This is a genomic window from Streptomyces noursei, assembly GCF_016917755.1.
GTDB lineage: Bacteria > Actinomycetota > Actinomycetes > Streptomycetales > Streptomycetaceae > Streptomyces > Streptomyces yunnanensis.
In genome coordinates, this window is sequence record NZ_CP070326.1 from 7,307,501 (window position 1) to 7,333,716 (window position 26,216).

A 26,216-nucleotide genomic window follows, 5' to 3' on the forward strand; every position below is an offset into this window, starting at 1 on the left:
ACCTCACTTCCGGCGCAGCGCGCGCTGCAGGATTCCTGCCCGCCGGGCGGCGGCCCGCGCGAGCTGCGCCGCGCGGCGCCCGGACGGCGGTCGCGGACCGGCGCGGTCGCGCCACCAGTGCGTCAGCCGCCGCCGTGCCACCGGGTCCGCGGGGCGGTCCTGCGCCAGCAGGAACGCCGCGAAGTCCAGGGCGTCCTGGCGGTAGCCGCCGGCCATGGGGCGGCGCCGGGCGTAGCCGAGGAAGGCCGACCGGTAGCCGTCGCCGAGGATCTCCGTCAGCTCCGGTGCCACCTTGGCGACCACCGAGGCCCGCTTGGCGGCCAGGGCCCGGCTCTGCACCCGCAGCCGGGCCGGGTCGAAGCCCTCCGGGGCGGGCGTCCCGGCCACCAGTGCGGACAGCAGCGCGGCCTGCGCCAGCGCCAACCGCTCACGGGCCGGACCGGTGTCCGCCACCGCCTCAAGCCGCCCGGACACGGCGCGCCTCCTCCACCACGGCGCGGATCGCGTCGAGTTCACCGGCCAGCTCGCCGCCCTCGGGGAAGTCGTCGTCGCGCTCCAGCAGCACGCCCGGCGGATCGGTCCGGGCGCACAGCTCCGCGAGGACGTCCAGGACCGGCCGGGTCACCGGGTGGGCGTGGCTGTCGTGCCACACCCCGTCCCGCTCGACGCCGCCCGCGACATGTACGTAGGCGAGCGCCTCGACCGGCAGCTCGTCGAGGGCCGCGGTCGGGTCCTCGCCACGGTTGACGTGGTTGGTGTGGAGGTTGGCGACGTCGATCAGCAGCCCGACCCCGGTGCGCTCGACCAGCTCGGACAGGAACTGCCCCTCGGTCAGCTCCTCGTCGGGCCAGGCGAACAGCGCGGCGATGTTCTCCAGGGCCAGCGGCACCGGCAGCGCGTCCTGGGCGATCCGGACGTTCTCGCACAGCACGTCCAGCGCGTCCCGGGTGCGCGGCATCGGCAGCAGGTGCCCCGCCTCCAGCGCCGGCGACGCGATCAGCGGGCCGCCGGCGCGGACGAACGCGATGTGCTCGGTGACCAGCGGGGCCTCCAGTGCGGTGGCCCGCTCGGCGAGGGCCGCCAGCCGCCCGGCGTCCGGCCGGTCCGCGCCGCCGAGCCCGAGCGAGACCCCGTGCGGGATCACCGTCGTGCCGCGATCCCGCAACTCCCGCAGGGCGTCCGGGAGATGGCCGGGGCAGACGTTCTCGGCCACCACCTCCACCCAGTCCACCCCGGGCAGCGCGGCGATCTCCGCGGCGATCTCCGGCCGCCAGCCGATGCCCGTCCCCAAACGACGCATGGTTCCCCCTTTGTGCTCCCCGCGGTCGGGGTAGTCCTGACCCGGCGCGGGCGGGGCGAATCCCGCACCCGCGCGGTTCAGAGGTTGATTTGAGCTTCTCTCACCAGAGGCCGGCCCGGCCCGTGCCGTGCGCCGGCCGTTGCGTCCCGCCGCGGCTCAGCGGGCGACCTCCCACCCGACCGCCGCGCCCAGCGCCACCAGCACCCCGCCGGTGGCCTGGTCCAGCCGCCGCCGCACCCGCGGGCGCTGCCCCAGCGCACGGCACAGCGCGGCGCGCCGCCCCGAGCCGAGCGCGGTCCGCAGAACCACCGCGAAGTCCGGGCCGGGGGAGACGGTGAGCAGTACGGCCACCACGGTGAAGCCGATGAGCGAGGTCAGCATGGGTGACACGGTATGTCCCGCCGTGGGCCGGGCCGCCGGCGGGGACGGGGGAGCGGCCCACCGGGGCCCGCCGCCGGCGACCCGGCCGTCGCCCCGCGCACGACGTCACGCTCCGGCGGCCAACAGGCCGTCCAGTTCGGCCGCGAAGAACAGGGCGGGGTCCAGGCCCATGCCGTTGAACTGGCCGGCGAGCGCCAGGGACAGGACACCGTGCAACCGGGACCAGAAGGCCAGAGCTTTGTGGAGAGCCGCCGGTGGGGCGGGGTGGTCGTGGGCCCATTCCCGGTGCGCTTCCAGGCGGGCGCCGAACGGTGTCGTCGGTTCGTCCGCGGCGAGGGCTGCGCAGGCGTCGAGCAGGACGGCCGTGATCCGGTCCGCGATGCCGGTGATGTCCTCGGGGGTGTGGTAGCCGGGCGCGGGGCTGCGCATCGACGGCGTCCACATATGGAACTTCACCGAGGTCGAGGGCGGGGTCCGGGTGAGCACCGAGGAGACCCGCACCGGCGCCCAGGTCGACGCGAACGTTCCCGCCGCGACCGCGATCCTGCGTCAGGACCTCGAAGCATGGTTGCGCGAGCTGAAGGCCACCGCCGAAGCGACCAGCCTCGATCAGCGGCACTGAACCCCGACGCCCCGATTGTGCGACGAGCGCGGAACTCACCGTCGAAATCGGCCAGTTCACGACGGATGGCGCAGATGACGCGGATGGCGCGGGTGCGCGGGATGGTGGAGAGGGGCATCCGACAGGGGCGGCGGACCTTCGATCGGGTCCCCGGCGTCCCGAGGGCCGACTTCGGTCGGGCGCCGTCCGGAACGCGGGCAGCCCGTGGTGCGCAATCCGCACGACCTACGGCCGTGGTGTGCGGGGGAGGGGGCAGAATCGGCTGCCCCCTTCGGTCACCACGGTTTTCCCGGGCGCGATCTCGGTGAACCCGGCGTCCCGCACCACGGGCAGTCCGCTGGTCGTCAGTGCCGGCCAGGCCGCGGGCGTCGCGGTGCGCACGGCCAGCGGGAACCCTGCCGCGCGCCAGGCTTCCCGCTCCGCCGTGGACAGCTCCCACCAGGCCAGCTGTGCGCCGTGCCCGGCCTGTGCCATCGCCTTGCCCGCCGACATCTTCAGCCCGGGATTGAGCCACAGCACCGGCGCGCCGTCCACGGGCTCCGCGGGGGCCTGCGGTTCGTCCAGCTCGGTGCCGGAGACCTGGAGCCGGGCGAGGTCCTTCGGCCAGCCGTCCAGCGGCACCGGCGGGAAGACCCGCACCTCGGCCTCGCGGCCGGTGACCGTGATGCCGGGCAGGGCCCCGGCCCGCCGCCACTCCGCTCCGCGCGCCCGCCGGACCACCTTCCGTATCCGGGAGTCCTGCCAGTCGTGCACCGCCCGGGCCCACTCGCCCGCGTCGGTGGCCCGCTCGTCGGAGAGCAGCACCAGCACCGCCCGCGCCGCGGTCTCCAGCGCGTCCGTGCGCCCGGGGGGTGCGGCCCGCTCCACGCGCACCACCAGCGGCAGGACGTACTCCGGCGCCGGCTCCGTGGGGGCCTGCGCCCGCTGGTCGTCGATCCGGGTGGGCGCGCTGTGCTCGCCGGACGGGCCGGTGGTCTCGGTACTGGTCACCCGATCAGTCTGCCAGCCGCCACCGACAGTCCCCCCTCGCGCCCGCCGACGGTCGCCGAACCCGCGCCCGCCGACGCGGTGCTGCCCGCGCCCGGCTACCGTCGGCGGCTACAGGGGAACAGGAGAACAGGGGAGCGGGGGAGGTGCGGCCGATGCCGCGGCAGGAAGCGCAGCGGATGCGGCTGGACGGGGTCGGGCGGCGCTACGGCCTGCGCGGGCCCTGGGTGCTGCGCGAGGTGCGGCTCGATGTGCCGGCGGGCGCGCTGTTGCGCATCGAGGGGACCAACGGCAGCGGCAAGTCCACGCTGCTGCGGCTGCTCGCCGGCATCGACCGGCCCACCACGGGTCGGATCACCGGGCGTCCGCGCACCGCCTACGTGCCCGAGCGGTTCCCGGCCGCCCTGCCGTTCACCGCCGCCGGTTACCTCGCCCACCTCGGCCGCGTCCACGGCCTGCGGACACCGGAGGCGGCGGACCGTGCCGCCGAGTGGCTGGCGCGCTTCGGCGCCGCCGGTCACGCCCGGACCCCGCTGGCGGAGCTGTCCAAGGGGACGAGCCAGAAGGTCGCGGTCGCCCAGGCACTGCTCGCCGAGCCCGAACTCCTCGTCCTGGACGAGGCGTGGACCGGGCTGGACCCGGCCGCCCGCGACACCCTCGACCGCGCGGTCGCCGAACGGGTCGCCGCCGGCGGCACCGTGGTCTTCGTCGACCACGACCCGCGCCGACTGGCCGGGGCCGCGAGCGCCCGCTACCGCGTCGCCGACGGCCGGCTGCTGCCCCGGGAGCGCGGCACCGCCGCCGAGCCGGCCGACGGGGTCGACGCCGGTGCCGGCCCGCGGACCGTCGTCGAGGCGGAGGGTCCGCCGGGCAGCCCGCCGCCGTCCGGTCTGCCGGGCGCGCCGGACCTCGCCCCCGGCCCCGGCAACAGCCTGCGGCTGACCGTCGCCACCGTCCACTCCGACGCCCTGCTGCGCGCCCTGCTCACCGCGCGCCCGCCGTGGCACATCCGGGCGGTCGCCGCCGACGAGCCGCCCGGCCCCGGAACCCCCGGAACCCCCGGAACCCCTGCTCCCGGAGAGGCTCCCCGTCCATGACCGCCTCCCTGCCGGCGCTGGTCCGCTATCAGGCGGCGCTGCTCGTCGGCTCCTACCGTTGGCTGCCGCCGCTCCTCGCCTACGCGGCGTTCCTCGCGATCGGCGTCCAGACCGGCGGCCCGATCCTGGACGCGTACGGCTACGCCGCCGGCGGGCTGCTGCCGGTCTCCGTCTGGCTGGCCCGGATCTGCGCCACCAACGAGCCGCCGGCCGCCCGCAGTTGCGTGGCGGCCGCCGCCGGACCCGGCCGGGCGCACCTCGCCGCGCTGCTGGCCGCGGTCGGCGCGGCGCTGGTCCTCGCACTCGCCGGGGCTGCCTTCGTCGCGCTGCTCTCCGACCCGCACTCGACCGGTCACCGGGTCGCGGTCCCGGTGCTGCCCGCGACCGGCGCCGGGCTGCTCACCGCGTTGGTCTGCCTCTTGCTGGGCATCGGGATCGGCGCGCTGTGCTCCCCGCCGGTGCTGCGCCGCCCCGGCTGGGGCGTCCCGGTCGGACTGATCGCCGCGCTGCTGGTCCTCGTGCTGGGTGCGTCGCCCGCCAACGCCGCGCTGCGCGGCATGATCACCGGCTCCGAGCGGGGCACCGTCACCGTGCCCTGGCTGTCGCTCGCCGTCGCGGTGCCGCTGGCGTCCGCAGCCACGGCCCTGGCCTGCGCCCTCGGCGGGCGCCGCGGCTGAGGGCTCCGGGTCCGCGGCGTAGGCTCGCCCCATGCCCCGCACCGATCCGCACCCCACGCCCGACCCGGACGGCCCGGGCCCGGAGGCCCCCGGCGCCGACGCGGGCGAGCCCCGCGCAGACTGCGTCGAGTGCGGCCGTCCGACCGCATACCCGGCGTCCCGGCCGGGCATCGTCCGCTGCCCGGTCTGCGAGTGGCAGGAGGCCCAGCGCTCGGCCTGCTCGGGCTGACCCGCCCGGCGCCCGCCGGACGACCGGCCGCCGGCGCCGGCTACGCCACCAGCGTCTTGGCGTCCCGGGCCAGCGCGGTCAGCCGGGAGATGGCGCGGAAGTACTTCTTCCGGTAGCCGCCGCGCAGCATCTCGTCGCTGAACAGCTCGTCGAAGGGCTTGCCGGAGGCCAGCACCGGCACCTCCCGGTCGTAGAGCCGGTCGGCGAGCACCACCAGACGCAGCGCGGTGGACTGGTCCGGAACCGCCTGCACGTCGGTGAGGCAGACCGCCGCTATGCCGTCGCACATCGCGCCGTACCGGCTGGGGTGCACCGTCGAGAGGTGGTGCAGGAGGGCCGGGAAGTCGTCGAGCGAGGCGCCGGGGGTGTGGTGCGCCGCGCGGGCCACCGTCTCGTCGTCGTACGGGGCGGGCGCCTCGGGCAGGCCGCGGTGCCGGTAGTCCTCGCCGTCGATGCGCAGGGCGCGGAAGTGGGCGCTCAGGCCCTGGATCTCGCGCAGGAAGTCGGCGGCGGCGAACCGGCCCTCGCCGAGCTTGCCGGGCAGCGTGTTGGAGGTGGCGGCCAGCGCCACACCGGACTCCACCAGCTTGCCCAGCAGGGTGGAGACCAGCACCGTGTCGCCGGGGTCGTCCAGCTCGAACTCGTCGATGCACAGCAGCCGGTGGGAGCCGAGCGTGCGCACGGTCTGCTGGAAGCCGAGCGCGCCGACCAGGTTGGTCAGCTCGACGAAGGTCCCGAACGCCTTGAGCTCGGGGGCGGCGGGGGTCGCGTGCCAGAGGGAGGCGAGCAGGTGGGTCTTGCCGACGCCGTAGCCGCCGTCCAGATAGACCCCGCGCGGGCCCTTGGGTGCGGCGGTCTTCTTCGGTCCCCGGGAGAACCAGCGCCGCTTCCCGCCGGTGTCCGTGGCCGCGCCGTCGATGCCCGAGGCGAACGTCCGCAGGACCTGCACGGCCTCGGCCTGGCTGGGCTGCCCCGGGTCCGGCAGGTAGGTGTCGAAGCGGGCGCCCTGGAAGCGCGGCGGCGGCACCATCTCGGCGACCAGGCGCTCGGCCGGAACGTGCGGCGCGCGGGAGGTGAGCGCGGTGGGCGCCGTGGCGCGGTCCCCGTCGGCCGGGGGCGCGGCTATCGGAGAGGGGGCGGGGGAGGACGAGCAGTGGGAAGGTGACACAGCCGTCCAGCCTAGTCGCTGCGTGGCATCACCCGACCGGGTGAGCGAGGCATGTCACACTGCGCCCATGCGACGCCTGTTCCCCTTCCCCACCCCGACCACCCCCGCCCCGGAGGCCGACCGGACCGCCGGTCCCGATACGACCGCCGACCGCGAGTGGACGCTGGACGAGCTGGCCACGGCCTATGCGTACCCGGAGGCGGACGACCCGGTGCGGGCCGGCCGCCACGGATGGCTGCGCGCCAATATGGTGTCCTCCCTGGACGGTGCTGCGCACCACGAGGGGCGTTCCCAGCCGCTCTCCGGGGACGCCGACATGCGGATCTTCGGGGTGCTGCGGGCGCTCTCGGACGCGGTCGTGGTGGGCGCCGAGACGGTCCGGCGGGAGGGCTACCGGCCGGCCCGCGCCCGGGCCGCGTTCGCCGACCGGCGGGCCGCCGCCGGACAGGGCCCGGCCCCCGCCATCGCGGTGGTCACCGCGGGCCTGGAGCTGGACTTCGCCCTGCCGCTGTTCACCGAGCCGCTGGTGCCCACCCTGGTGCTGACCGGGGCCGGTGCCCCCGAGGACCGGGTGCGCGCGGCCCGGGCGGCGGGTGTCGAGGTGCTCTTCGCCGGCGAGGGGCTGGGCGTCGACCCGGCCCGGGTGGCGGAGGTGCTGGCCGGACGGGGGCACACCCGGCTGCTCACCGAGGGAGGGCCGCGCCTGTTGGGGCAGTTCGCGGCGTCGGGGGCGCTGGACGAGATGTGTCTGTCGCTGGCCCCGGTGGTGGCGGTGGGCGATGCGCAGCGGATCATGGACGGGCCCGCGGTCGCGGTTCCCGCGCGGTTCGCGCTGGTGTCCGTGCTGGAGGAGTCCGGATTCCTGTTCACCCGTTACCGCCGGTTCTGACAGCGCCGCAGGTTCTCGAAAGAGCGGAATTATCTGTTCCGCTTAGCTTCCGTTGGGCACACTAAAAGCCGACAGGTCCCGTGTGGCGACGGGGCAGGATGGTTTCTGTGGGCACCGTGGCGAGCGGTGCGGAAGAGAAGAAGGGCGTCCGTCGTGTTCACGAGCGTACTGATGATCGAGAAGCCCCTGACGCCCGCCGACGTGGAGTTCGTCACCACCCTGCACGGCGATGACCCGGTCTCCTTCGTCGTCCTCATGCAGCCGCGCGGCAAACAGGACGTCCTGTTGCGGGCCATCGACGATGTCGCGCTCGGCGAGTTCGAGGACGCCGTGCGGGAGGGCGACGAGCCCGGCGGGGCGAACGCCGTGCTCCCCGCCGAACAGGGCTTGTCGCACACCCTGGAGGCGCTGCGCGCCGCGGGCTCCGAAGCGGTCGGCCAGGTGGTCGAGGACCATCCGCTGGACCTGCTGAAGTCGGTGGTCGACGAGACCGGCGCCGACGAGGTGATCGTGCTGACCACCCCGCACTTCGTCGAGGAGTTCTTCCACCGCGACTGGGCCTCCCGGGCCCGCCACAAGGTCGGCGTCCCGGTCCTGAAGCTGTTCTCGCACGCCGCCGACGACCAGCCGCACGCGTCCGACGCCTGACCCGCCCCGGTACGGCCCGCACCGGCCGGATCACGTCAAGCCCGCACCGACCCGCCACCCGAACGGGGCAGCTGTAGCGCACTGCTGTCCCGATTCGGTGCGTTCCTGGTCAGGAAGCGGCCCACCGCGGGCCGCAGCCGGCACCGCCGAGGACCGGCGCATCGAGGAAAGGGGACGTCATGGCGGAGCAGCGGGAACCGGACGCGCCACGCAAGCGCGGCCGTCGCGAGGGCCGGTCCCGGGACGACGAGCGCGACCCGGAGCGGTCGGCGCAGGCCGCCCCGGAGGCCGAGGAGTCCACGCCCGAGAGTGGAATCGGCACGAGGCGGGTGACCGACAAGCACGGCCTGTTCCCCACCTTCTCGCACCGTGACGACTAGCCGCCGCGCGTACGGGACGGGCCGGTGCCCCCGCCCGTCCCGTACACACTCACACCCCGGCGCCCGCCCCTGAGGTCAGCCGGCCGTCCAGCACCTCCGCCACCGCGTCCACCGCGTCCAGGTGGGAGCGGTCGTGCGTGACCAGCACCGTCGCGGTGCCGCGGGCGTGGGTGAGCTCGGTCAGCAGGCCGAGGACCGCCGCGCCCCGCTCGTGGTCCAGTGCGCTGGTCGGCTCGTCGACCAGCAGCACCGAGGGCTCGTTCATCAGCGCCCGGGCGATGTTGACCCGCTGCCGCTGGCCGCCCGACAACTGGTGCGGACGCCGGTCCGCCTGGTCCGCCAGGCCCACCGCCGCCAGCAGCTCCCGGGCCCGGGACCGCGCCGTACGGGGCGAGCGGCCGTCCAGATGGGCCATCACCTGGAGCTGCTCGGCCGCGGTCAGCGCCGGCAGCAGGTTCGGCTGCTGGAAGACCGTCCCGATGGTGCTGCGGCGCAGCGTCGTCAGCTCCGCGCGGCTCAGCCCCGCGGTGTCCCGGCCGGCGATCACCACCCGCCCGCGGTCCGGCCGGATCAGCGTCGCGGCGACCGCCAGCAGGCTGGACTTGCCGGACCCGGACGGCCCGACCACCGCCGTCAGGCAGCCCGCCGGCACGGTCAGCGACACCGCGTCCAGCGCGGTCAGCCGGGTGTCGCCGTCGGGGTAGGTGAGGGTGACATCGGACAGTTCGAGGCTCATCGGGCACTTCCCAGGGCGGTCAGCGGATCGACGGACGTGATGCGGCGGATGGACAGCGCGGCGCCCACGGCACCCAGCGCGATCATGATCAGGGCCGGGACCAGCACGGTGGACGGGGCGAGCACGAACGGCACGGTGCCGCCCACCGCGGCGCCCACCCCGGCCGCCATCGCGGTCCCCAGGGCCGTGCCGGCCACCAGCAGGACGACGGCCTGGCCGAGGGCGTCCCGCAGCAGATAGCGGGTCGAGGCGCCGAGCGCCTTGAGCACCGCGACGTCGCCGCTGCGCTGGATCGTCCAGACCGTGAAGAACGCCCCGATGACCAGCGCGGATATCGCGAACAGGAAGCCGCGCATCAACTGCAGCGAGCCGTTCTCGGCGCTGTACGAACCGATCGCGGTCAGGGCGTCCGCGGCGGCCACCGTCCTGGTGTCCAGCCGGCGGTCGGCGGCGGCCAGGCCGTCCGTCCCGGTGGTGGACAGGGCGAGCACGGTCGCGCCCCCGGAGTCCGCGCCGCCGGGACTCCCGGACAGCCGGTGCCAGTCGCCCAGCGAGGCCCACACCACCGGCGTGTGGCTGTACATCGCCGCGCCCGACACCGCCGCCACCGCGAGCTTCCGGCCGCCCAGCGAGACCCGGTCGCCGGCCCGTACACCGAGCGTCGAGGCGGCCTTCTCGGACAGCACCACCGTGCCGTCCCCGTCCGGCCCGGCGGACGGCGCCAGGCGCGACCCGGGCCGCACCCCGAACACCGACACCGCCGCCGACTTCCCGCCGGCCCCCTCGGCCTTCGTGGTGGCGATCCCCAGCGGCTCCGCGCTCCGCACACCGGGCACCCGGGCCCACTCCCGCACCGTCCGCTCCGGCAGCCGGGAATCGGTGAACGACGGCTTGCCGTCCCCGGCGGGAGCGGAGAAGACCAGGTGGTCGGCGGGGAGCGCGGTGATCGCCGAGGTGTTCTCCCGGCCCAGCCCCGCCGTCAGGCCGGACAGCAGCCCCACCAGCACCGTGATCAGGGTGACGACGGTCCCCATCAGGGCGAACCGGCCCTTGGCGAATCTCAGATCTCTCCAGGCGACGAACACCGGCGCGGCCATCCTCGACAACGGTGCCGGGCCCGCTGCCCGGCGACTGGCTCCCACCGTCGCCCACCGCGCGGGTACCGGGCATCGCGCCCAGGTGTGGTTCACCGGGGCCGAAAGATGCGGTCCGGCCTCCACCTTTGGATGCCCGCGCTCCACCTTTCGATTGATGCCGGCGGCGGAACCGGACCGTAGCCTGAAGGGGCCGTGACCGAAGAAGCCAGGACCGACCACTCCCTCACCCCTGTTCTGCGCGTGCTGCGCCTGTGCCTCCATCTGATGGTGGCCGCGCTGCTCGCGCTCGCCGCCGTACGCGCGGTGGCCGACGGGAGGCCCACCGCACCGGCCGTGCTCGCCACCGCCGTGGTCCTGCTGACGCTCTACGTCCTCGGCCCCGTACTGCCCCGGGTCCGCAGCTCCTCCCGCGCCGCCGCGCTCTGGCTCGCCGCCGTGGTCGCGGTCTGGATGGTGCTGCTGGCACTCACCCCGGACGGCGTCTGGCTGGCCTTCCCGCTCTTCTTCGTCCAGCTGCACCTGCTGCCGCTGCGCTGGGCACTGCCCGCCGTCGCGGCCAGTACGGCCCTCGCCATCGCCGGGTTCGCCTGGCACACCCGCACCCTCAGTGTCGGCACGGTCATCGGCCCCGTACTGGGCGCCGCGGTCTCGATCGCCGTCGTCCTGGGCTACCAGGCCCTCTACCGGGAGAGCGAGCAGCGCCGCCGCCTCATCGAGGAGCTCACCGAGGCCCGCAGCGAACTGGCCGTCGCGGAGCGGGCCGCCGGCGTCCTCGCCGAACGGGAGCGGCTGGCCCGCGAGATCCACGACACCCTCGCCCAGGGCCTGTCCAGCATCCAGCTGCTGCTCCGGGCCGCCGAGCGGGCCGTGCCGGAGCGGCCGGAGACCGCCCTCGGCCACATCCGGCAGGCCCGTACCGCCGCCGTCGACAACCTCGCCGAGGCGCGCCGCTTCGTCCGCGCGCTGAGCCCGCCCGACCTGGAGGCCGGTTCGCTGCCGGCCGCCCTGGAGCGGCTGTGCGCCGCCACCGCCCGCACCTCCGGGCTGGTCGTGCACTGCCAGGTCTCCGGCGTCCCCGCCCCGCTGCCCACCCCGCACGAGGTCGCCCTGCTGCGCATCGCCCAGTCCGCGCTCGCCAACACCGTCCAGCACGCCGCCGCCGGCCGCGTCGAGCTGACCCTGAGCTACATGGACACCGAGGTCGCCCTGGACGTCGTCGACGACGGCGCCGGGTTCGTGCCCGCCGAGGTCCCGCCGCCCGGCTCCGCGGCGGCCGGCGACTCCGGCTTCGGGCTGGCCGCGATGCGCGCCCGGGCCCGCGCCCTCCAGGGCACCCTCGCCGTCGAGTCCGCCCCGGGGGAGGGCACCGCACTCGCCGTCACCCTGCCCTGCCCCGACCCGTCCGCCGCCCCCGAGACCGCACCGGGAGCCGCCCCGTGACCGCACCCGCCGCCCCCGTCCGGCTGCTGCTCGCCGACGACCACCCCGTCGTCCGCGCCGGACTCCGCGCCGTCCTGGAGACCGAGCCGGACTTCGAGATCGCCGCCGACGTCCCCACCGCCGAGGAGGCCGTGGAACTGGCCGGGCGGCTCGACGTCGACGTGGTCCTCATGGACCTCCAGTTCGGCGGCCGGATGCTGGGGTCCCGGGCCACCGCCGAGATCACCGGCCGCCCCGGAGCCCCCCGCGTCCTGATCCTGACCACCTACGACAGCGACGCCGACATCCTCGCCGCCATCGAGGCCGGCGCCACCGGCTACCTCCTCAAGGACGCCCCGCCGGACGAGCTCGCCGCCGCGGTGCGGGCCGCCGCCGCCGGGAAGTCCGCGCTCGCCCCCACCGTCGCGCTGCGCCTGATGGACCGCATGCGGACGCCCGCCACCGCCCTCTCCCGCCGCGAGACCGAGGTCCTCCAGCTCGTCGCCGACGGCCTGTCCAACGCGGCGATCAGCAAGCGGCTCTTCCTCAGCCAGGCGACCGTCAAGTCCCACCTCGTCCACATCTACTCCAAGCTGGGCGTCGACTCCCGCACCGCCGCGGTCGCCGCCGCCACCGCCCAGGGCCTGATCCGCCGCTGAGCGTCGCCGCCGCGGGGCCGGCCGCGCGGCGGCCACCGCCGCGGGGTCGCGGACCGCCGCTGTCGGTGCCGGGTGCGAGAATCGTCCGCAGCACGACGTACGACACCACGCTCGACCGCACGATCCGCTCGACGATCAGGGAGACCCATCCATGGCACCCGCCACCGCCATCCCAGCCTCGATGGAACGACCGCACTTCATCGGCATCGGCGGCGCCGGCATGTCGGGCATCGCCAAGATCCTCGCGCAGCGCGGCGCCGCGGTGGCGGGCAGCGACGCCAAGGACTCCGCGACCGCCAAGGCCCTGCGCGACCTCGGCGTCACCGTCCACATCGGGCACGCCGCCGAGCACCTCGCCCAGGACGCCACCAGCGTCGTGGTCTCCTCCGCGATCCGCCCCGACAACCCCGAGCTCGCCGCCGCCCAGCAGCGCGGCATTCCCGTCGTGCACCGCTCCGACGCCCTCGCCGCCCTCATGGACGGCCTGCGCCCCATCGCCGTCGCCGGCACCCACGGCAAGACCACCACCACGTCGATGCTCGCCGTCTCCCTCGGCGCCCTCGGCCTGAAGCCGTCGTACGCCATCGGCGGCGACCTCGACGCCCCGGGATCCAACGCCGAGCACGGCACCGGCCAGATCTTCGTCGCCGAGGCCGACGAGAGCGACCGCAGCTTCCACAAGTACGCCCCCGAGGTCGCCATCGTCCTCAACGTCGAGCTGGACCACCACGCCAACTACGCCTCGATGGACGAGATCTACGCCTCCTTCGAGACCTTCGTCGACCGCATCCGCCCCGGCGGCACCCTGGTCGTCTCCGCCGACCACCCCGGCGCCCGCGAGCTGACCGCCCGCCTCGCCGACCGCGACGACATCGAGATCGTCACCTACGGCGAGTCCAAGGACGCCGACGTCCGCATCCTCCAGATCACCCCGCACGGCCTGGCCAGCGACGTCACCGTCACCCTCACCAGCGGCAAGATCCTCACCTTCACGGTCTCCGTCCCCGGCCGGCACTACGCCGGCAACGCCGTCGCCGCGCTCGCCGCCGGTGTCGCCCTCGACCTCCCGCCGCACCAGCTCGCCGACGCCCTCGGCAAGTACACCGGCGTCAAGCGCCGCCTCCAGCTCAAGGGCGAGGCCGCCGGCGTCCAGGTCATCGACTCCTACGCCCACCACCCCACCGAGATGACCGCCGACCTGGAGGCCATCCGCAGCGCCACCGAGGAGTCCGGCGGCCGCATCCTCGTGGTCTTCCAGCCGCACCTGTACTCCCGCACCCAGGAGCTGGGCACCGAGATGGGCCAGGCGCTCGCGCTCGCCGACGCCTCCGTCGTCCTGGAGATCTACCCGGCCCGCGAGGACCCGATCCCGGGCGTCACCAGCGCCCTGATCACCGACGCCGCCCGGGCCGCCGGCGCCCAGGTCACCCCCGAGGCCGACAAGAGCGCGATCCCGGACCTGATCGCCGGAATGAGCCGCCCCGGTGACCTTGTTCTCACCATGGGCGCGGGCGATGTGACCGACCTCGGCCCCGCCATCCTGACCCGCCTGGGTGCATGAGCTGAGGAGCCCCCGATGACGTACGAGATCGACAAGCCCGACGAGCAGTGGCGCGCCGAGCTGACCCCGGCCGAGTACCACGTCCTGCGCCAGGGCGGCACCGAGCCCGCCTTCGTCGGCGAGTACACCGACACCAAGGCCGCCGGCGTCTACTCCTGCCGCGCCTGCGGCGCCGAACTCTTCCGCTCCACCACCAAGTTCGAGAGCCACTGCGGCTGGCCGTCCTTCTACGACCCCAAGGACACCGACGCCGTCGAGCTGTTGGAGGACCGCACCCACGGCATGGTCCGCACCGAGGTCCGCTGCGCCCGCTGCGGCTCCCACCTCGGCCACGTCTTCGAGGGCGAGGGCTACCCGACGCCGACGGACCAGCGGTACTGCATCAACTCGATCTCGTTGCGGTTGCTCTCCGACGAGAGCTGAGCACCGGTCGGGTCGGGAGGAGGTGCCCGTCGCCCCTTCCCGACCCGACCGCCCCGCCCTCGCCGCTTCCCCCTCCCTCGCGGGCGATCGACGCCGGCCGCGGACCGCCGGGACCCGTCCCGCGCGCCCGGTCCTACGGTGACGCCGCGCTCCGGTCGGTGCGGACACCGGAGCGGACCGGCGATCCAGGGCGGGCGAGGAACGACGACCATCGACGAGGACGTGCACTTCCCCGAGTACTGGGCTCCGGCGGGATGCCTGGGCGGGCTGGCCCTGCCGAGCGTGGGGCTGACCGGGATCCTGGCCGGACTGGCGCAGATCTCCCACAACGGCGCGCCGTTGTGGCTGCTGCTCGCGCTGCCCGCCTTCCTGATCCTGGTGTTCCTCCTCCTGCGGATCGCGTCCGGACGCGTCGCGACGTTCACCGGGCCGGACGGCATCACGGTCCGCAGGCCGTTCGGGGAGCGCAGGACCGCGTGGCCGGACATCCAGGCCATCGAGATCCACTCCAACCCGTCCGCCGTCGCGGACTCCGGCGTGATCGCGGAGTTCGTCGTGCTCTACGACCGGGGCGGGCGCCGGTTGCTGCTTCCCCACCTCAACAGCACGACGGTGTTCGGGCTGCACGAGGACGTGGCGAGGCTGCGGGTGCGGTGGGAGCACCTGCGCGGCACGGACTGGGTGGCGCTGCCGGAGGTCGCGGAGAAGATCGCCAGGACCCGGCGCGGCATGCGCCGGCAGCGCGGGCTCGTGGTCGGGGTGGCGGTCGGTGGCGGCGTGGCGATGGTCGGCCTCGTGCTGTTCCTCGTCCTGGTGCTGACCGGGGCCCTCGGCGGTGTCGGGGCGGACGCGCTGCCCCTGGTGGCCGTGGGGTTCGTGGCCGTGGGCGGGGCGGTGGGCGCGGTACTCGGCCAGCGGTCGGCGCGGCGGGGCGAGCGGCCCGCCGCACCGCGGACGCGCCGGACCGGCCTGCACCGATGAACGCGAAAATCCGGTGAAGGCGCACGGTGACGCCCCGGTAACCCACTACGTTCGGTGGTCGCAGGCAGCGGACTTCCGGAGCGTGGGTGAGGGGGCGTCTCGGTGCGCCTGGGAACGACGATGGGTGGGCGCTACCGGCTCACGCGGGGTCCGCTGCGCGGGGGCATGTGCGAGGTGCGGCTGGCCACCCGGCTGGCCACCGCCGCGGTCGCCCAACTCCGGCAGGACCAGGGGCAGATGGAGTGAGCCCGCACCCGGGCCGACCGTTCCGTGCGGCAGTTTCGTCACGAGCATCTGGCAGCGCCCGTCGAAGCAGGCGCCGACGCCGGGGCAGGGGAGGAAGCGGTGGTGGACGGTGTGGCCGAGGCGGGCGGTGGGGCGGACGGCGCGAGGGACCGGGCGGCCGAGGAAACGGCGTGCGGGGCGGGCGGCGTGGCGCCCTCGGCCGCGCCGCCGCCCGCCCCGCACCCCGAGAGAACCACCGTCGGCCCCCACCCCAGTACGGCCACGACGCCCCGGTGCGCACTGATCCCCATCGCTCCGCCCCTCACCACATGTCCGGACCCGCGCGCACGGCACGGATCCCTCACGGCCTCTGCGTTCCACGGTCCTTCCAGCGGCACACCGTGGGGACGGTTCCCGAACACCGGGCGCACCATGGCAGGCCGTCCGCACCTCACCAGGGACCCGCCCTGGAGCGACCATCCGAGGAGACCGGCGATGCGCTTCTCCGACAGCCTGGCGCGCGGTGTCGCCCCGACGGGGCCCGGCACCCTGCACGCCCGTACCGTCACCGGCGGCATCGAGGTGCCGCCGCGGACGGGACTGACCGTGCGCTTCGGCCGTGGTGAGCGGCCCGATGTCGATCTGGGCGTCGGCGTGGACGACCTGCGGGTCAGCCGCCGGCACGGTCAACTGACGTTCCGCGGGCGGCAGTGGTGGCTCACCAACACCGGGCAGCTGCGGCTGCCGCGCGGCCGGATGGTGCACGTCAGCAGCGAGCCGGTACCGCTCGCGCCGGGCTACACCCCGCTGTTCGTGCGGGGGGCCGGATTCCGCGAGCACTTGGTCGAGCTGTAGGTGACGGGCCACGACGACCAGGGCCCGGTCTCCCGTCGCCGCGCCGACACCGTGGCCCCCGACCGGTGGCCGCTGGACGACGACGAACGACTGCTGCTGGTCGTACTGGGCCAGCGCTACCTGCTCTACGAGGAGGAGCCGCGCCGCTGAGCTACGGCCGCGCCGCCGAGCAACTCCGCTACCTCCGCCCCGAGGAGAGCTGGAGCGAGCGCAAGGTCGAGTACCGCATCGAGGCGGTGCGCCGGCGCCTGCACGGCACCGGGTTCCCCCACCCGCTGATGCACGACACCTCCGCCGGCCGCCCCTCGGGCAACAGCCTGCTGCACAACCTGCTCAAGGGCCTGGTGGAGTCGACGACGCTGGTGCCGCCGGACCTGGACCTGATGGAGGAGGACGGGCTGTGACGATCGCCGCGGCTCCGCCCGCGCCGCCGCCCGGGAGACCGGCCCCCTGCTGCGGGCTCAGCGTCCGAGGATCCGGCGGAGCCAGCGGGTACGCGCGTCGAGGGCGTCCTGGCTGAGGGCCGCCCGCGGCGCGAGGGTGTCGAAGCCGTGGCAGGCACCGGCCCACACGTGGAGTTCGGCCTCGCCGCCGGACCGCCAGATCGCCTGGGCGTAGGCCACCGCCTCGTCCCGGAAGGTCTCGGCCGACCCGACCTCGACGTAGGCCGGGGGCAGCCCGGACAGCTCCGTGGCGCGCGCGGGTGCCGCGTACGGCGGCAGGTCGGCGGCGCCGTACCGGTCGCCCAGCAGCGCCTGCCACGCGGTGGCGTTGGAGGTGCGGTCCCAGGTGTCGACGCCGGCCATCTGGTGGCCGGAGAAGGTGTCGTTGCGGTCGTCGAGCATCGGGCTCAGCAGCAGTTGACCGATCGGAGCCGGCCCGCCGCGGTCGCGGGTCAGCAGGGCGAGCGCCGCGGTGAGGCCGGCGCCGGCGCTCTTCCCCCCGAGGATGATGCGGTCCGCGTCGAAGCCCTGTCCGGCCGCCTGGTCGGCCGCCCACACGAGCCCGGCGTAGCAGTCCTCCACGGGGTCGGGGTACTGCGCCCGCGGCGCCAGTCGGTACTCGACGGAGAGGACGGCGAGCCGCAGCGGAAGGGCCCATTCGCGCAGCAGCCGCGGAAGCACGGACCAGGCATTGCCCATGATCATGCCGCCGCCGTGCAGGTAGTACAGCAGCGGCAGTGGCCCGGCGATCCCGGCGGGCCGGGCGCTGACGAGCCTGACCTCGCCCCCGCCGCGCGGCCCCGGCGCGCACACCTCCGCCACCTCGAACCGGCCGCCGTCCGCCAGCTCCCGGACCGTCGGCCGGGGCCGGGCCGCGGCGTCCTGCTCCTGCCTGGCCGCGAGGTCCTGAGGGGTGAGCGGCCTCCGTGCCGCCTCGCCCATGGCCGCCAGCACGGTGCGCAACTCCGGGTCGAAGGGCGGTACCTGACGCCCCGTAGCGCCGGGATCATGCTCCGACGACGTCCCACCGAGACCCACACCCACACCCACGACAGGTCCTCCCCACGGTTGCGGGACGCCCGATGCCGTCCCGCCCGGGACAGCTTGTCAGCCGTGGCCGATTCCCGACGAGGCCGGGTCCCGCGTCGGCGGGGAGGGAGCGTTCCCTGGTGGAGAGCGCCGGAAGCCGTCGTGGTCCGCACACCGATGCCCGCCCCTCACCGAGCGAGGAGCGGGCATCCGGGCCGCGCTGTTGCGCGGGGTGCGTCGGGCGTGTGGTGCCGGGCGCTCAGAAGCGGACGACGTTGTTGCAGCCCACGGTCGTGCCGATCCTGGTGTGCTCCACGCCCCGCCGGTCGAACCACCGGTGCCAGGGGCCGAACCAGCCGTTCGCGATCCCGACCCCGCCGAGGACGTCGACGTTCTTGTCGAACGTCCGGCACGAGGTGAACTGCCGGATGACGATCTTGTGGCCGTGCGACGAGCCGTGCCGGCCGTTGGACTGCTGCCGGACGACGTGCTGCCGGATCGGCTGCTGACGGACGACGTTCTGGCGTACCGGCTGCTGTCGGACGATGTTCTGGCGGACCGGCTGCTGCGGGACGACGATCTGCCGTCTCGGCTGCTGGGGGGCGGTGTACTGCCGGATCGGCTGCTGCCGGATGATCACCTGCGGCTGCTGCCGGATGATCACCTGCTGGCCCGGCAGCGTCCGGATGGCGGTCTGCTGGCTCGGCTGGAGCTGGCGGTGGCCACCGCCCGGCCCGGCATTGGCGGAGGCCGTGCCCGCGCCGAGGAGGCCGACGCTGCCGAGGACAGCCACCATGACGGCAGCCTTGCGAAGCTTGCGCATGTTATCTCCGAAAATCGATCGGATGCGATCGGTAATTGATCGTCTTCATACGGTTAGTGGAGATTAATGCAAAATGTGACGCACTTGTCCCGGGACGCGCCGAATTCCGCGGCCGTCACCAACCGGTGCCGCAACTTGTGCCGCAACTGGTGCCGCCCGGGCTGTCTTTGACGATGTGACGGGTCAAGCCCACTCGGCCGCACGGCTGACTTCGGATTCCGGGCCGTCGGTTCGGGGCGGGGCTGCCTGCTCCGGCGGGCGTACGAAAATATGACGGAACTTCGGCCCGGCCGGACGGCGCGAGGACAGCGCGCGGTGCCGGGTGGTGCCGGGCGGGGGCGCGGGTGCCACAGGGCCCGGCCGGGGCGCCCGCGACGGCGCACCTCCCGGCCGGGCCCGCCCCGGTGCCGAACTACCCCCGGCTGAAGGGGAGTTTCGCGGTGAGCCAGGTGACCAGCTCGTGGGGGTTGCGGCTCTGGGTCCACAGCCGGCCGGGGCCGGTGAACTCGAAGACCAGGCCCTCGCCGGACTTCAGGGTCTGCATCAGCCCGCGGGTCACCTTGCGCGTGGTGTAGGAGACGCCGTCGCCGAACGCGACCAGGTGCCCGGAGTCCAGGACCATCTGTTCGCCGGGCCCCAGCTCGACCTCGTCCAGCGCCCCGTAGCAGGTCGCGAGGACCTGGCCCCGGCCCTCCGCGCGGACCAGGAAACCGCCCTCCCCGCCGGCCAGGTTCTTGAACCCGCCCCACTTGGTGTCGAGGTCGATGCCCTCGGACGAGCACAGCCAGGCGCCGCGGGCGAGGTTGACGCCGCCGTCGACGGCGATGGCGGTCACGTCGCCGGGGAGGTTCGCGGCGAGATCGACCCAGCCGCCCGCGGGCCCTGCCGTGAAGCGGGTGATGAAGAGCGACTCGCCGCCCAGGACGCTGCGCTTGAGCCCCTTGAACAGGCCGCCCTCGGCTTTCGCCTCGACCCCGATGTCCGCGGAGGTGGCCATCATCGCCCCGGACTCGCCGCGGACGACCTCGCCCGCCGCCAGGTGCACCCGGGCCACCGCGAACGAGGGGCTATGCCGTACTTCGATCTTCATGTCAGCCTTCTCTCGGCGGAGCGGTTCTCCACGGGGTGGCCGCTGCCGGCGGGGCCGCGGCGCAGCGCACCGCGGCGCGGCCGAGGGCGGCCGTCGGAGGCGTCGCCCCCGCCTCCTCCGGGCTGCGGCAACGGCCGCGGCGTCGCCCGGCGCGTCCGGTGGGCCCGGTGGGCCCGGTGGGCCTCGCCTCCTCCGCGTCCGGCGGGTTCCCCCACGCCACAGCCCCGCATCATCCCATGTCGGGGTGGGCGCGCGGAGGCGTTTCCCGGCCGCGGAGGCCGGACGGGAGGGGCGGGCCGGGACCGGCCCGGGCGGCGGGGCGCCGTCGGGCGCTCCCGCACCGGGTGCCCGGGCCCCGTCCGTCACGCCGGTATCGTCACCGCCGTCACCACCAGTCCCGCCCCGATCAGCCACCGACCGTTGAATTCGCCGAGGCTCCGGCCGTCCACCACCGGGCCCGGTACCAGCAGCCGGGCGGTGAAACTGGCGTTGGTGGGGTCGAGCGTGAGGTGGGCGTCCTCGAAGCCCAGCCAGCGGCCGGTGAGCGGATACCACGCCTTGTAGACGCTCTCCTTGGCGCTGAAGATCAGGCGGTCCCAGCAGATCTCCGGTTGGTGCCGGGAGAGTTGGGCTATCTGGGCCCGCTCCTCGGGGAGGGACACCAGCTCCAGGACGCCGGGGTCGTCTATGCGGGCGTGCGGCTCGGCGTCCACGCCCAGTGAGCGGATGTCCGTCGCCCGGGCCACCGCGGCGCAGCGGTAGCCGGTGCAGTGGGTCATCGCGCCGACGATGCCCTCCGGCCAGATCGGGGCGCGGCCGGGCCCGGGAAGCACCGGGCCGGGGGCGATGCCGAACGTGCCGAGGGCCCGGCGGGCACAGTTGCGCACCGTGCCGAACTCTCGCTGGCGGTGCGGCACCGACTCGGCCACCAGCGCGAACTCCTCCGGATACATCTCCGAGAGCGGGTCGTCGTGGAAGGACTCGGCGGTCGCTATCGGCGGGGGCAGCAGCTTCTCGATCACGCGGGCACTCCGGTGGTCGCGACGGGCAGGATCTGGACCGGGCGGCCGGGGGAGCCGGAGCGGCGCCGCCACTCGCGAGGGTAGCCCAGTGACACCTCCTGATGAGGCACTCCGTCCCAGACGATCAGTCGGGGGATGTGCAGGTGGCCGTAGACCACCGTGGCGGCGCGGAACCGCCGGGGCCAGTCGGCGGTGGCCTCCGTCCCGCACCACAGGGCGAACTCCGGGTACCACAGCGGTCTGGTGGGTTCGCGGACCAGCGGCCAGTGGTTGATCAGGATCGTCGGCAGGTCCTCCGGGAGCGCGGCGAGCCGGGCCTCGGTCTCCGCCACCCGGGCCCGGCACCACGCCTCGCGGGACGGATAGGGGTCGGGGTGGAGGAAGTACTCGTCGGTGCAGACGATCCCGGCCTTCTCGGCGATCGCCAGGGCCTCCTCCTTGGAGCTCGCGCCGGGCATCCGGAAGGAGTAGTCGTAGAGCAGGAACAGCGGTGCGATGACGACCGGGCCGCCCGCGCCCTCCCAGATCGGATAAGGGTCCTCAGGGGTGATCACCCCCAACTCCCGGCAGATCTCCACCAGATGCTCGTATCGGGCCACCCCGCGCAGCTGGAGCGGGTCCTGGGCGGGCGTCCACAGCTCGTGGTTGCCGGGCACCCAGATCACCTTGGCGAACCGTTCGCTCAGCAGGCCGAGTGCCCACCGGATGTCCTCGGAGTACTCGCCGACGTCGCCGGCGAGCAGCAGCCAGTCGTCGTCGGATTCCGGTCGCAACCGCTCGACGATGTCGCGGTTCTCCTCGTACCGGACGTGCAGGTCACTGACGGCCACCAGCCGGCCCTCGCGCGAGGCGGGGGCCGGCCCGGCGGTGGCGTGTTGGGCGCCGGGGGCGAAGGTGCGGATCTCGTAGGTCACCTCAGAAGTAAAGACGGTGACGCGGGGAGAGTGAAGCGACTTCCATGATCCAACAGCTGTGCCGCCGGCCCGCCGGGCCCGCGCGCCCGGCCGTCACCGGCTCCCGGGCAGGGGGGCGCCGCCGCGCCGGATCCGGGTGGCAAGCCACAGGTCGAAGCGGTCGTCGGGGTCCTCCAGACGCCGCCCGGTGAGGTCCATCGCCTTGTCCAGACGGTTGCGCACGGTGTGCCGGTGGACGCCGAGCCGGCGGCTGGTGGCGTCCCAGGCCCCGCCGGTCTCCAGCCAGGCGGAGAGGGTGGCGATCAGCTCCTCGCCGTGCTCGGCCAGGTCCAGCGGGCCCAGCACGGTGTCGGCGTAGCCGTGCAGCGTCCGCCGGTCGCCCAGCCCCAGCAGCAGCCGGGCGGCCTCGCTCTGCCGGGCCTCCACGGGCGCGCCGCTGGTCCGACTGACCGCCAGCAGCCCGGTCGCCTGCCGCAGCGACACCCGGACCGCCTCCGGCGCGGTCGCCGGGCCGATGCCCGCCGGGCAGTGCGGCGCGAACCGCCCGAGCACCGCGTGGATGTCCAGCTCCTCACCCACCACCGCCTCGATCAGCGGCGCCGACGCGGGCCCCGGACCTCCGGTCACCCGCACCAGCCCCCCGGGCATCGCCAGCGCCAGATCGGCCGCCGTCTCCTGGGCCGCGCCCTCCGACGGCCCGACGGGCGCGGGGCCGCCGCCCGCCCCCGTGGCGGGCGCGCTCTCCACGACGACCGCCCGCACCCGCTCCGCTGACAGCCCCACCGAGGCCAGCATGTCCCGGGCCCGGTCCGCCGCCAGCTCCTCGTCGGCCAGCAGCTCCGACAGCAGCGCCGACCGCCGGCGGCGCTCCGGCTCGTCCCGCAGATGGCGCCGCTCCAGCTCCAGGGAGAGCAGCGAGATCAGTCCCGGGACGACGGACCGGGCGGCGTCGTCCGGGCGGCCGGCGAGCAGCAGCAGGCCGCGCAGCCGGCGGGCGCCGAGCGGCTGCACCTCCAGCTGCCGGCCGCCGGCGGTGCTGGTCGCGCTGCCCCGCAGCCCCCGTGCGGCGACCCGTTCGACCAGGTCGTGGGCGTGTTCCAGGGGCGTCCGCGGCTCCTGTTCGGCGGTGGCCAACTGCCGGCCCAGCGGATCGAGGACCGTGGCGCCGATCCCGGTGGCGGCCGTCCACTCCTCCAGCATCGGCTGCAGGCCGTCGCTGGTCGCCGCCGCCGCGGTCAGCCGCCGCTGGGTGGCGAACGCCCGGTGCAGTACCTCCCGCTGCTCGGTGGCCCGGGCGTCGAAGACCGCCTTGGTGACCGCGATGAACGGCACCTCGTCCGGCACCGTCAGCAGCGGCAGCCCGGCCTCCCGCGCCGCCGTGACCAGCGGCTCCGGTGCCTCCTGGTAGGGCAGTCCGTGCCCCAGCCCGAGCGCCAGGCAGGCCGCGCCGCCCTCGGCCACGTCGCGGACGTAGGCCCGGCAGGCCGCCGGCTCCATCGGCAGCAGCAGCCCGATCGTCATCAGCAGCTCGCCGCCCTGCAGCCACTTCCCCGGGACCAGGAGGTCGGAGACGGTCGCCGCCTCGATCGTGCGGGACAGCAGCTCGGGCGGCACGTCGTAGGTGAGGGCCAGATGCAGGCCGGGCCGGGCCAGCAGGTCCGAGATACGCAACGGCATAGACACAGTGTTCACCACATATCTCATCATCCGTCGGCCGTGGGTTCGAGTCCCACCCGCCTCACCACGGAGCAGGCGCACAGCAAGGCTGTGACCTGGGAAAACGAGATGGCGGGGATCATTGCAACATGGTGCGGTGAGCCCCGCCATGTGTGTTCCAAGGTCCGCGTGTGCTGGGCAAACGGCCCTCGGGGCAGCTCGCACATCTGGTGGGTGAACTGGCCGGGACCGCGGCTGGTGCCGTCGGCTGACAGGACGCCCTGGGCGGGAACTTCACGGCGCTCGTCGACCGACGGTGTTGACGACGGATAACTTGGTGTACATGGGCTGTTTTCGCGGTACTTTCCAGGACTTCGCTGGTGGTCTCTGACGTGCTCGGGTTTCCTGCAACTGCCGCTGGCGGACGCTCAGGTGGCCTGCCGCCTTTCCTCGCGGCGGTGCAGCATGTCCCACAGGGACTTGAGGCAGACGGTGTGCTGGAACATGTCGTAGATCAGCTCGACGACGAGGGGCGCGGCGAGCAACTGGGTGCGCCATCCGGCACCGTGTGCGGTGACGATCTTCTCGGTCACGAAGACCAGCCCGATCGCGATCCAGAGGAGGGAGACCTCCGGTGTTCCCCGGTCGAGCATCCAGACCGTGAATACCGGATAGAGGGCGAGGAAGGCGACGGAGAGTCCCATGAGGCCCTGGCGGACGACGTACGGCGCGGTGACCGGGGTCCAGCCGTAGTCGCGGAGGTTCTCCAGGGCACCCACGCTGCCAGCGCAACCGTTGATGCCACAGCTTCGGCAATTTATTTCAACGCTTGATCGAAACGGTGAGCCGCAACGTTGTCGGAGGTCGGTTGGAAGTCAGCTCCGCCCCTCATTGCAAGGTCCGCGTTGAGTGAGTGTTCATCGTGGTCCGCGCTGAGCGGTCGTTGCCGCACGGGCGGCGTGCGATACGACCGGTGGGCGGACGGGGGGAAACCAAGAGCCGTCGAGCCAACGTGCTCGGTGCCCTCGACCAGGAGGGCACCGAGCACCGGAGTTGGTCGGGGACGGCCGACGATCACCGGGGCGACGCAGCTAGTGAAGGCTGCGGAAGAACTTGCTGAAGGTTTCGAGGCTGCGGGTGCCGGCCTTCTTTGTGAAGGCGCCGACCGTGTCCCATTCACCGATGGTCTGGCCGATGTTGGCGGTCAGCGCGGTGCCGGCGGCCGTGTCCTTGGCTACTTGGTCCACGGGGGTGGCCCAGTCGATGGCCGTGGGCACTTGGGTGGTCAGCGCGACCGCCCCCTGCAGCACCCTTCCGGGGATCTTGCTCTCGATGACGGTGCCTGTGACCACCTGGGCGCCCTTCTTGCCGAGGTAGTCGAAGATCCGGGTGGCATCGGAGGCACTCTTGCTGGCGATCGCCCCCATGAAGGCCCGTCCGCCGTTGCTGACGATCACGTTGGCGACCTTGTTCAAACGGGCCGCGGCCCACGCACCTTTCGCGCCCTTGGCTACGGAACCGACGACCGGAAGGGCGGACAGCACATCCGTCGCGAGGGTGACGCCATCGGCGAGGTCCACGTTTCCCTTGAGGGAGATGGCCTTCGCGTGCAGGCCGAGCGACGCGGCAGCGGTGACGACGGCGATGGGGCCCGCGATCACGGACACTCCCGGGATGAACGTCAGAACGCCTGCGACGGCGCTGACCATGCCGAGGACGTCACCCCAGAAGCTCCAGCGGTCGATCTCCCTCTGCTTCGCCTTGGCCAGCTCGGCGGCCCAGTCCGCGGTCTTCTGGTAGAGCCACTGCTCTTCCTTGCCCCGGGTCTCGATGACCTTGGCCAACTCCCGGTCCACAAAGAAGCATTGCAGCTGGTACTCCGCCTGCACGGCCAGGGCAATGTCCACCAGGTCGTACAGCAACCCGTCGCGGATCCGCTCGGTGGGATACCCGCGGTCCTTCAACCGCCACAGATCCACCTCGACGCCGGACCCCTTGAAGGACGTGTCCTCGGGCCGCTCGTTCCCTTCCTCGTCCCAGGGATCGGAGTTGAACGCGTTGCTGCGGCGGCCGAGTTCGCGGGCGATCTCGGGGTCGTGGAAGTCCACGATGCCGTTCACGGTGTGGATACGCCGGAAGGGGGGCCGCAGGTACGTGTCCGCGAAGTCGTCGCGTTCCGGGTCGTAGTCGCGGACCTCGTCGGGCTCGCCCCCGTTCCCGTTGTACCAGATCTTGACGATCCGTTTGGCGAACTTCTCAGCTAGTTGCATGAAGGGCCCGACTTTGAGGTGATCTGCGATCACCCTGGACACGAGCTGTTCTCCCAGCTCGTAAACCTCCCGCTTGCTGGGCCCCTCGGGGCGGTAGGCGTCGTCCTCGTACGGCCTGTACTCCTCTTGTGGGGCTCGGGGGACATGAGCGTCGGCCTCGGAGGTCTTCTGCCGCCACTTGGCCACCAGGTCCTTGGCTGCCTTGTCACGCTTGTCCTTCGTGAACCACTGGGCCGCAGCCCAGTCCAGGCCCCGGGCCGCGCCATCGATCGCACGACGGGCGGCGGCCTCGTTGAGGGAGTCGACGAACGCCTCTGCCTGCGCCCGCGCCTGGGGAGAAGAGGCGAGGTAGGCACGGTATTGCTCGTCCAGCCGCTTCAGGGCGGCGACGATGCGCTGCTCCTGGAAGGTGAAGGAGCGCACGAGCTGGCTGATGCGGTAACGGTCCGCGTCGTGCAGGGAGTTCGGGTCCCAGCCCCACATCTGGACCGCTTCGCCCTCGTGCTGGACGAACCGGTTGAGTTCCTTGTGCGCGGCCTGCACGACCAGGTCGTGCACGGAGGCGTTGTAGCCGAGGTTGTCCAGCTGGGTGGCTGCTTCGCTTTCCAGCGTGTACAGCGGCTTGTTCATGGCGA

The 26,216-nt window shown here is 73.9% G+C and carries 28 protein-coding genes and 3 pseudogenes; 16 read left to right on the top strand and 15 right to left on the bottom strand.

The window, feature by feature from the left end:
- Positions 1 to 3: 3 nt before the first annotated feature.
- The 3 genes and pseudogenes from JNO44_RS31890 to JNO44_RS31900 form a co-directional block, all read right to left on the bottom strand.
- A pseudogene (locus tag JNO44_RS31890) lies at positions 4 to 1,300 on the bottom strand (MbnB/TglH/ChrH family RiPP precursor modification enzyme).
- A gap of 156 nt (positions 1,301 to 1,456) precedes the next feature.
- Positions 1,457 to 1,681, bottom strand: a complete 225-nt coding sequence (locus tag JNO44_RS43845) for a hypothetical protein (protein ID WP_240167741.1) — start codon at positions 1,679 to 1,681, stop codon at positions 1,457 to 1,459.
- Between the two features lie 105 nt (positions 1,682 to 1,786).
- Positions 1,787 to 2,104 (bottom strand): annotated as a pseudogene (locus JNO44_RS31900) (TetR-like C-terminal domain-containing protein); the annotation flags it as partial.
- Between JNO44_RS31900 and JNO44_RS31905 the strand changes: the two are divergent.
- Positions 2,094 to 2,303 (top strand): annotated as a pseudogene (locus JNO44_RS31905) (SRPBCC family protein); the annotation flags it as partial. The pseudogenes JNO44_RS31900 and JNO44_RS31905 sit on opposite strands and share 11 nt — an antisense overlap.
- Positions 2,304 to 2,528: 225 nt before the next feature.
- On the opposite strand, the gene JNO44_RS31910 reads toward JNO44_RS31905, so the two are convergent.
- Positions 2,529 to 3,239, bottom strand: a complete 711-nt coding sequence (locus tag JNO44_RS31910) for an aminoacyl-tRNA hydrolase (RefSeq protein WP_235096140.1) — start codon at positions 3,237 to 3,239, stop codon at positions 2,529 to 2,531.
- A 230-nt stretch (positions 3,240 to 3,469) separates the two neighbouring features.
- On the opposite strand from JNO44_RS31910, the gene JNO44_RS31915 reads away from it, so the two are divergent.
- The 3 genes from JNO44_RS31915 to JNO44_RS31925 are packed head-to-tail and all read left to right on the top strand — an operon-like array spanning position 3,470 to position 5,293.
- Positions 3,470 to 4,387, top strand: a complete 918-nt coding sequence (locus JNO44_RS31915; protein WP_205370886.1) for an ATP-binding cassette domain-containing protein — start codon at positions 3,470 to 3,472, stop codon at positions 4,385 to 4,387.
- Positions 4,384 to 5,064, top strand: coding sequence for an ABC transporter (locus JNO44_RS31920; protein ID WP_240167742.1), 681 nt, complete (start codon positions 4,384 to 4,386; stop codon positions 5,062 to 5,064). Before JNO44_RS31915 ends, JNO44_RS31920 begins: the two co-directional genes overlap by 4 nt.
- Positions 5,065 to 5,095: 31 nt before the next feature.
- A complete protein-coding gene (locus tag JNO44_RS31925) occupies positions 5,096 to 5,293 on the top strand; it encodes a hypothetical protein (RefSeq protein WP_205367276.1) in 198 nt (65 codons plus the stop codon).
- Positions 5,294 to 5,333: 40 nt separating this feature from the next.
- Here JNO44_RS31925 and zapE read toward each other — a convergent pair whose 3' ends face one another.
- Entirely contained in the window at positions 5,334 to 6,461 is a 1,128-nt protein-coding gene (zapE, locus tag JNO44_RS31930; RefSeq protein ID WP_240167743.1) for a cell division protein ZapE, read from the bottom strand.
- Between the two features lie 67 nt (positions 6,462 to 6,528).
- Here zapE and JNO44_RS31935 point away from each other — a divergent pair, with 67 nt between their 5' ends.
- The 3 genes from JNO44_RS31935 to JNO44_RS31945 all read left to right on the top strand — a co-directional run bounded on the left by JNO44_RS31935 (position 6,529) and on the right by JNO44_RS31945 (position 8,378).
- On the top strand, positions 6,529 to 7,350 hold the full coding sequence (locus JNO44_RS31935; RefSeq protein WP_205367277.1) for a pyrimidine reductase family protein: 822 nt from the start codon (positions 6,529 to 6,531) through the stop codon (positions 7,348 to 7,350).
- A gap of 171 nt (positions 7,351 to 7,521) precedes the next feature.
- Complete coding sequence (locus JNO44_RS31940; protein WP_205370899.1) at positions 7,522 to 7,998, top strand: indole-3-glycerol phosphate synthase; 477 nt, start codon at positions 7,522 to 7,524, stop codon at positions 7,996 to 7,998.
- A gap of 179 nt (positions 7,999 to 8,177) precedes the next feature.
- A complete protein-coding gene (locus JNO44_RS31945) occupies positions 8,178 to 8,378 on the top strand; it encodes a hypothetical protein (RefSeq protein ID WP_205367278.1) in 201 nt (66 codons plus the stop codon).
- Positions 8,379 to 8,427: 49 nt separating this feature from the next.
- Here the strand turns inward: JNO44_RS31945 and JNO44_RS31950 are convergent, their stop codons facing one another.
- Together JNO44_RS31950 and JNO44_RS31955 are read right to left on the bottom strand one after the other, a co-directional pair.
- The gene (locus JNO44_RS31950) at positions 8,428 to 9,114 is read right to left on the bottom strand and encodes an ABC transporter ATP-binding protein (RefSeq protein WP_205367279.1); all 687 of its coding nucleotides are present in this window, start codon (positions 9,112 to 9,114) and stop codon (positions 8,428 to 8,430) included.
- A complete protein-coding gene (locus JNO44_RS31955) occupies positions 9,111 to 10,199 on the bottom strand; it encodes an ABC transporter permease (RefSeq protein ID WP_205370901.1) in 1,089 nt (362 codons plus the stop codon). Before JNO44_RS31955 ends, JNO44_RS31950 begins: the two co-directional genes overlap by 4 nt.
- Before the next feature lie 204 nt (positions 10,200 to 10,403).
- On the opposite strand from JNO44_RS31955, the gene JNO44_RS31960 reads away from it, so the two are divergent.
- The 9 genes from JNO44_RS31960 (at position 10,404) to JNO44_RS44870 (ending at position 16,738) form a co-directional block, all read left to right on the top strand.
- Entirely contained in the window at positions 10,404 to 11,651 is a 1,248-nt protein-coding gene (locus JNO44_RS31960; RefSeq protein ID WP_205367280.1) for a sensor histidine kinase, read from the top strand.
- Positions 11,648 to 12,289, top strand: coding sequence for a response regulator transcription factor (locus tag JNO44_RS31965; protein ID WP_039631831.1), 642 nt, complete (start codon positions 11,648 to 11,650; stop codon positions 12,287 to 12,289). The genes JNO44_RS31960 and JNO44_RS31965 overlap by 4 nt, the downstream gene beginning before the upstream one ends.
- 151 nt (positions 12,290 to 12,440) lie before the next feature.
- A complete protein-coding gene (murC, locus tag JNO44_RS31970) occupies positions 12,441 to 13,850 on the top strand; it encodes a UDP-N-acetylmuramate--L-alanine ligase (RefSeq protein ID WP_205367283.1) in 1,410 nt (469 codons plus the stop codon).
- A gap of 15 nt (positions 13,851 to 13,865) precedes the next feature.
- Positions 13,866 to 14,273, top strand: coding sequence for a peptide-methionine (R)-S-oxide reductase MsrB (msrB, locus tag JNO44_RS31975; protein ID WP_067346138.1), 408 nt, complete (start codon positions 13,866 to 13,868; stop codon positions 14,271 to 14,273).
- Positions 14,274 to 14,411: 138 nt separating this feature from the next.
- Positions 14,412 to 15,254: a PH domain-containing protein gene (locus tag JNO44_RS31980; RefSeq protein WP_205367284.1), complete on the top strand. Its 843-nt coding sequence runs from the start codon at positions 14,412 to 14,414 to the stop codon at positions 15,252 to 15,254.
- A 102-nt stretch (positions 15,255 to 15,356) separates the two neighbouring features.
- Entirely contained in the window at positions 15,357 to 15,500 is a 144-nt protein-coding gene (locus JNO44_RS31985) for a hypothetical protein (protein WP_205367285.1), read from the top strand.
- A 474-nt stretch (positions 15,501 to 15,974) separates the two neighbouring features.
- Positions 15,975 to 16,334 (top strand): FHA domain-containing protein, encoded by a 360-nt coding sequence (locus tag JNO44_RS44860; protein ID WP_338058584.1) that lies wholly within the window; start codon positions 15,975 to 15,977, stop codon positions 16,332 to 16,334.
- Positions 16,335 to 16,484, top strand: a complete 150-nt coding sequence (locus tag JNO44_RS44865; RefSeq protein WP_338058585.1) for a hypothetical protein — start codon at positions 16,335 to 16,337, stop codon at positions 16,482 to 16,484.
- Positions 16,485 to 16,570: 86 nt separating this feature from the next.
- Entirely contained in the window at positions 16,571 to 16,738 is a 168-nt protein-coding gene (locus JNO44_RS44870; protein ID WP_338058586.1) for a hypothetical protein, read from the top strand.
- Between the two features lie 57 nt (positions 16,739 to 16,795).
- Here JNO44_RS44870 and JNO44_RS31995 read toward each other — a convergent pair whose 3' ends face one another.
- The 8 genes from JNO44_RS31995 to JNO44_RS32030 form a co-directional block, all read right to left on the bottom strand.
- A complete protein-coding gene (locus JNO44_RS31995) occupies positions 16,796 to 17,827 on the bottom strand; it encodes an alpha/beta hydrolase (protein ID WP_420882706.1) in 1,032 nt (343 codons plus the stop codon).
- Positions 17,828 to 18,065: 238 nt separating this feature from the next.
- Positions 18,066 to 18,629 (bottom strand): hypothetical protein, encoded by a 564-nt coding sequence (locus JNO44_RS32000; RefSeq protein ID WP_205371456.1) that lies wholly within the window; start codon positions 18,627 to 18,629, stop codon positions 18,066 to 18,068.
- Between the two features lie 412 nt (positions 18,630 to 19,041).
- Positions 19,042 to 19,719, bottom strand: a complete 678-nt coding sequence (locus tag JNO44_RS32005; RefSeq protein WP_205367286.1) for a TIGR00266 family protein — start codon at positions 19,717 to 19,719, stop codon at positions 19,042 to 19,044.
- A gap of 362 nt (positions 19,720 to 20,081) precedes the next feature.
- Positions 20,082 to 20,741, bottom strand: a complete 660-nt coding sequence (locus tag JNO44_RS32010) for a 4'-phosphopantetheinyl transferase family protein (protein ID WP_073448910.1) — start codon at positions 20,739 to 20,741, stop codon at positions 20,082 to 20,084.
- Positions 20,738 to 21,655 (bottom strand): metallophosphoesterase family protein, encoded by a 918-nt coding sequence (locus JNO44_RS32015; RefSeq protein ID WP_205367287.1) that lies wholly within the window; start codon positions 21,653 to 21,655, stop codon positions 20,738 to 20,740. The genes JNO44_RS32010 and JNO44_RS32015 overlap by 4 nt, the downstream gene beginning before the upstream one ends.
- Positions 21,656 to 21,748: 93 nt before the next feature.
- Positions 21,749 to 23,332, bottom strand: coding sequence for a PucR family transcriptional regulator (locus tag JNO44_RS32020; protein ID WP_205367288.1), 1,584 nt, complete (start codon positions 23,330 to 23,332; stop codon positions 21,749 to 21,751).
- Positions 23,333 to 23,739: 407 nt separating this feature from the next.
- On the bottom strand, positions 23,740 to 24,090 hold the full coding sequence (locus tag JNO44_RS32025) for a hypothetical protein (RefSeq protein WP_240167744.1): 351 nt from the start codon (positions 24,088 to 24,090) through the stop codon (positions 23,740 to 23,742).
- A 312-nt stretch (positions 24,091 to 24,402) separates the two neighbouring features.
- Complete coding sequence (locus JNO44_RS32030) at positions 24,403 to 26,211, bottom strand: hypothetical protein (RefSeq protein WP_205367289.1); 1,809 nt, start codon at positions 26,209 to 26,211, stop codon at positions 24,403 to 24,405.
- Between the last annotated feature and the right edge of the window lie 5 nt (positions 26,212 to 26,216).

Excerpts from the sequence above, each read along its gene's own strand:
- JNO44_RS43845 (WP_240167741.1), bottom strand. The coding sequence starts at position 1,681 with ATGCTGACCTCGCTCATCGGCTTCACCGTGGTGGCCGTACTGCTCACC.
- JNO44_RS31915 (WP_205370886.1), top strand. The coding sequence starts at position 3,470 with ATGCGGCTGGACGGGGTCGGGCGGCGCTACGGCCTGCGCGGGCCCTGG.
- JNO44_RS31920 (WP_240167742.1), top strand. The coding sequence starts at position 4,384 with ATGACCGCCTCCCTGCCGGCGCTGGTCCGCTATCAGGCGGCGCTGCTC.
- JNO44_RS31925 (WP_205367276.1), top strand. The coding sequence starts at position 5,096 with ATGCCCCGCACCGATCCGCACCCCACGCCCGACCCGGACGGCCCGGGC.
- JNO44_RS31935 (WP_205367277.1), top strand. The coding sequence starts at position 6,529 with ATGCGACGCCTGTTCCCCTTCCCCACCCCGACCACCCCCGCCCCGGAG.
- JNO44_RS31940 (WP_205370899.1), top strand. The coding sequence starts at position 7,522 with ATGATCGAGAAGCCCCTGACGCCCGCCGACGTGGAGTTCGTCACCACC.
- JNO44_RS31945 (WP_205367278.1), top strand. The coding sequence starts at position 8,178 with ATGGCGGAGCAGCGGGAACCGGACGCGCCACGCAAGCGCGGCCGTCGC.
- JNO44_RS31950 (WP_205367279.1), bottom strand. The coding sequence starts at position 9,114 with ATGAGCCTCGAACTGTCCGATGTCACCCTCACCTACCCCGACGGCGAC.
- murC (WP_205367283.1), top strand. The coding sequence starts at position 12,441 with ATGGCACCCGCCACCGCCATCCCAGCCTCGATGGAACGACCGCACTTC.
- msrB (WP_067346138.1), top strand. The coding sequence starts at position 13,866 with ATGACGTACGAGATCGACAAGCCCGACGAGCAGTGGCGCGCCGAGCTG.
- JNO44_RS44860 (WP_338058584.1), top strand. The coding sequence starts at position 15,975 with ATGCGCTTCTCCGACAGCCTGGCGCGCGGTGTCGCCCCGACGGGGCCC.
- JNO44_RS32000 (WP_205371456.1), bottom strand. The coding sequence starts at position 18,629 with ATGCGCAAGCTTCGCAAGGCTGCCGTCATGGTGGCTGTCCTCGGCAGC.
- JNO44_RS32005 (WP_205367286.1), bottom strand. The coding sequence starts at position 19,719 with ATGAAGATCGAAGTACGGCATAGCCCCTCGTTCGCGGTGGCCCGGGTG.
- JNO44_RS32020 (WP_205367288.1), bottom strand. The coding sequence starts at position 23,332 with ATGCCGTTGCGTATCTCGGACCTGCTGGCCCGGCCCGGCCTGCATCTG.
- JNO44_RS32030 (WP_205367289.1), bottom strand. The coding sequence starts at position 26,211 with ATGAACAAGCCGCTGTACACGCTGGAAAGCGAAGCAGCCACCCAGCTG.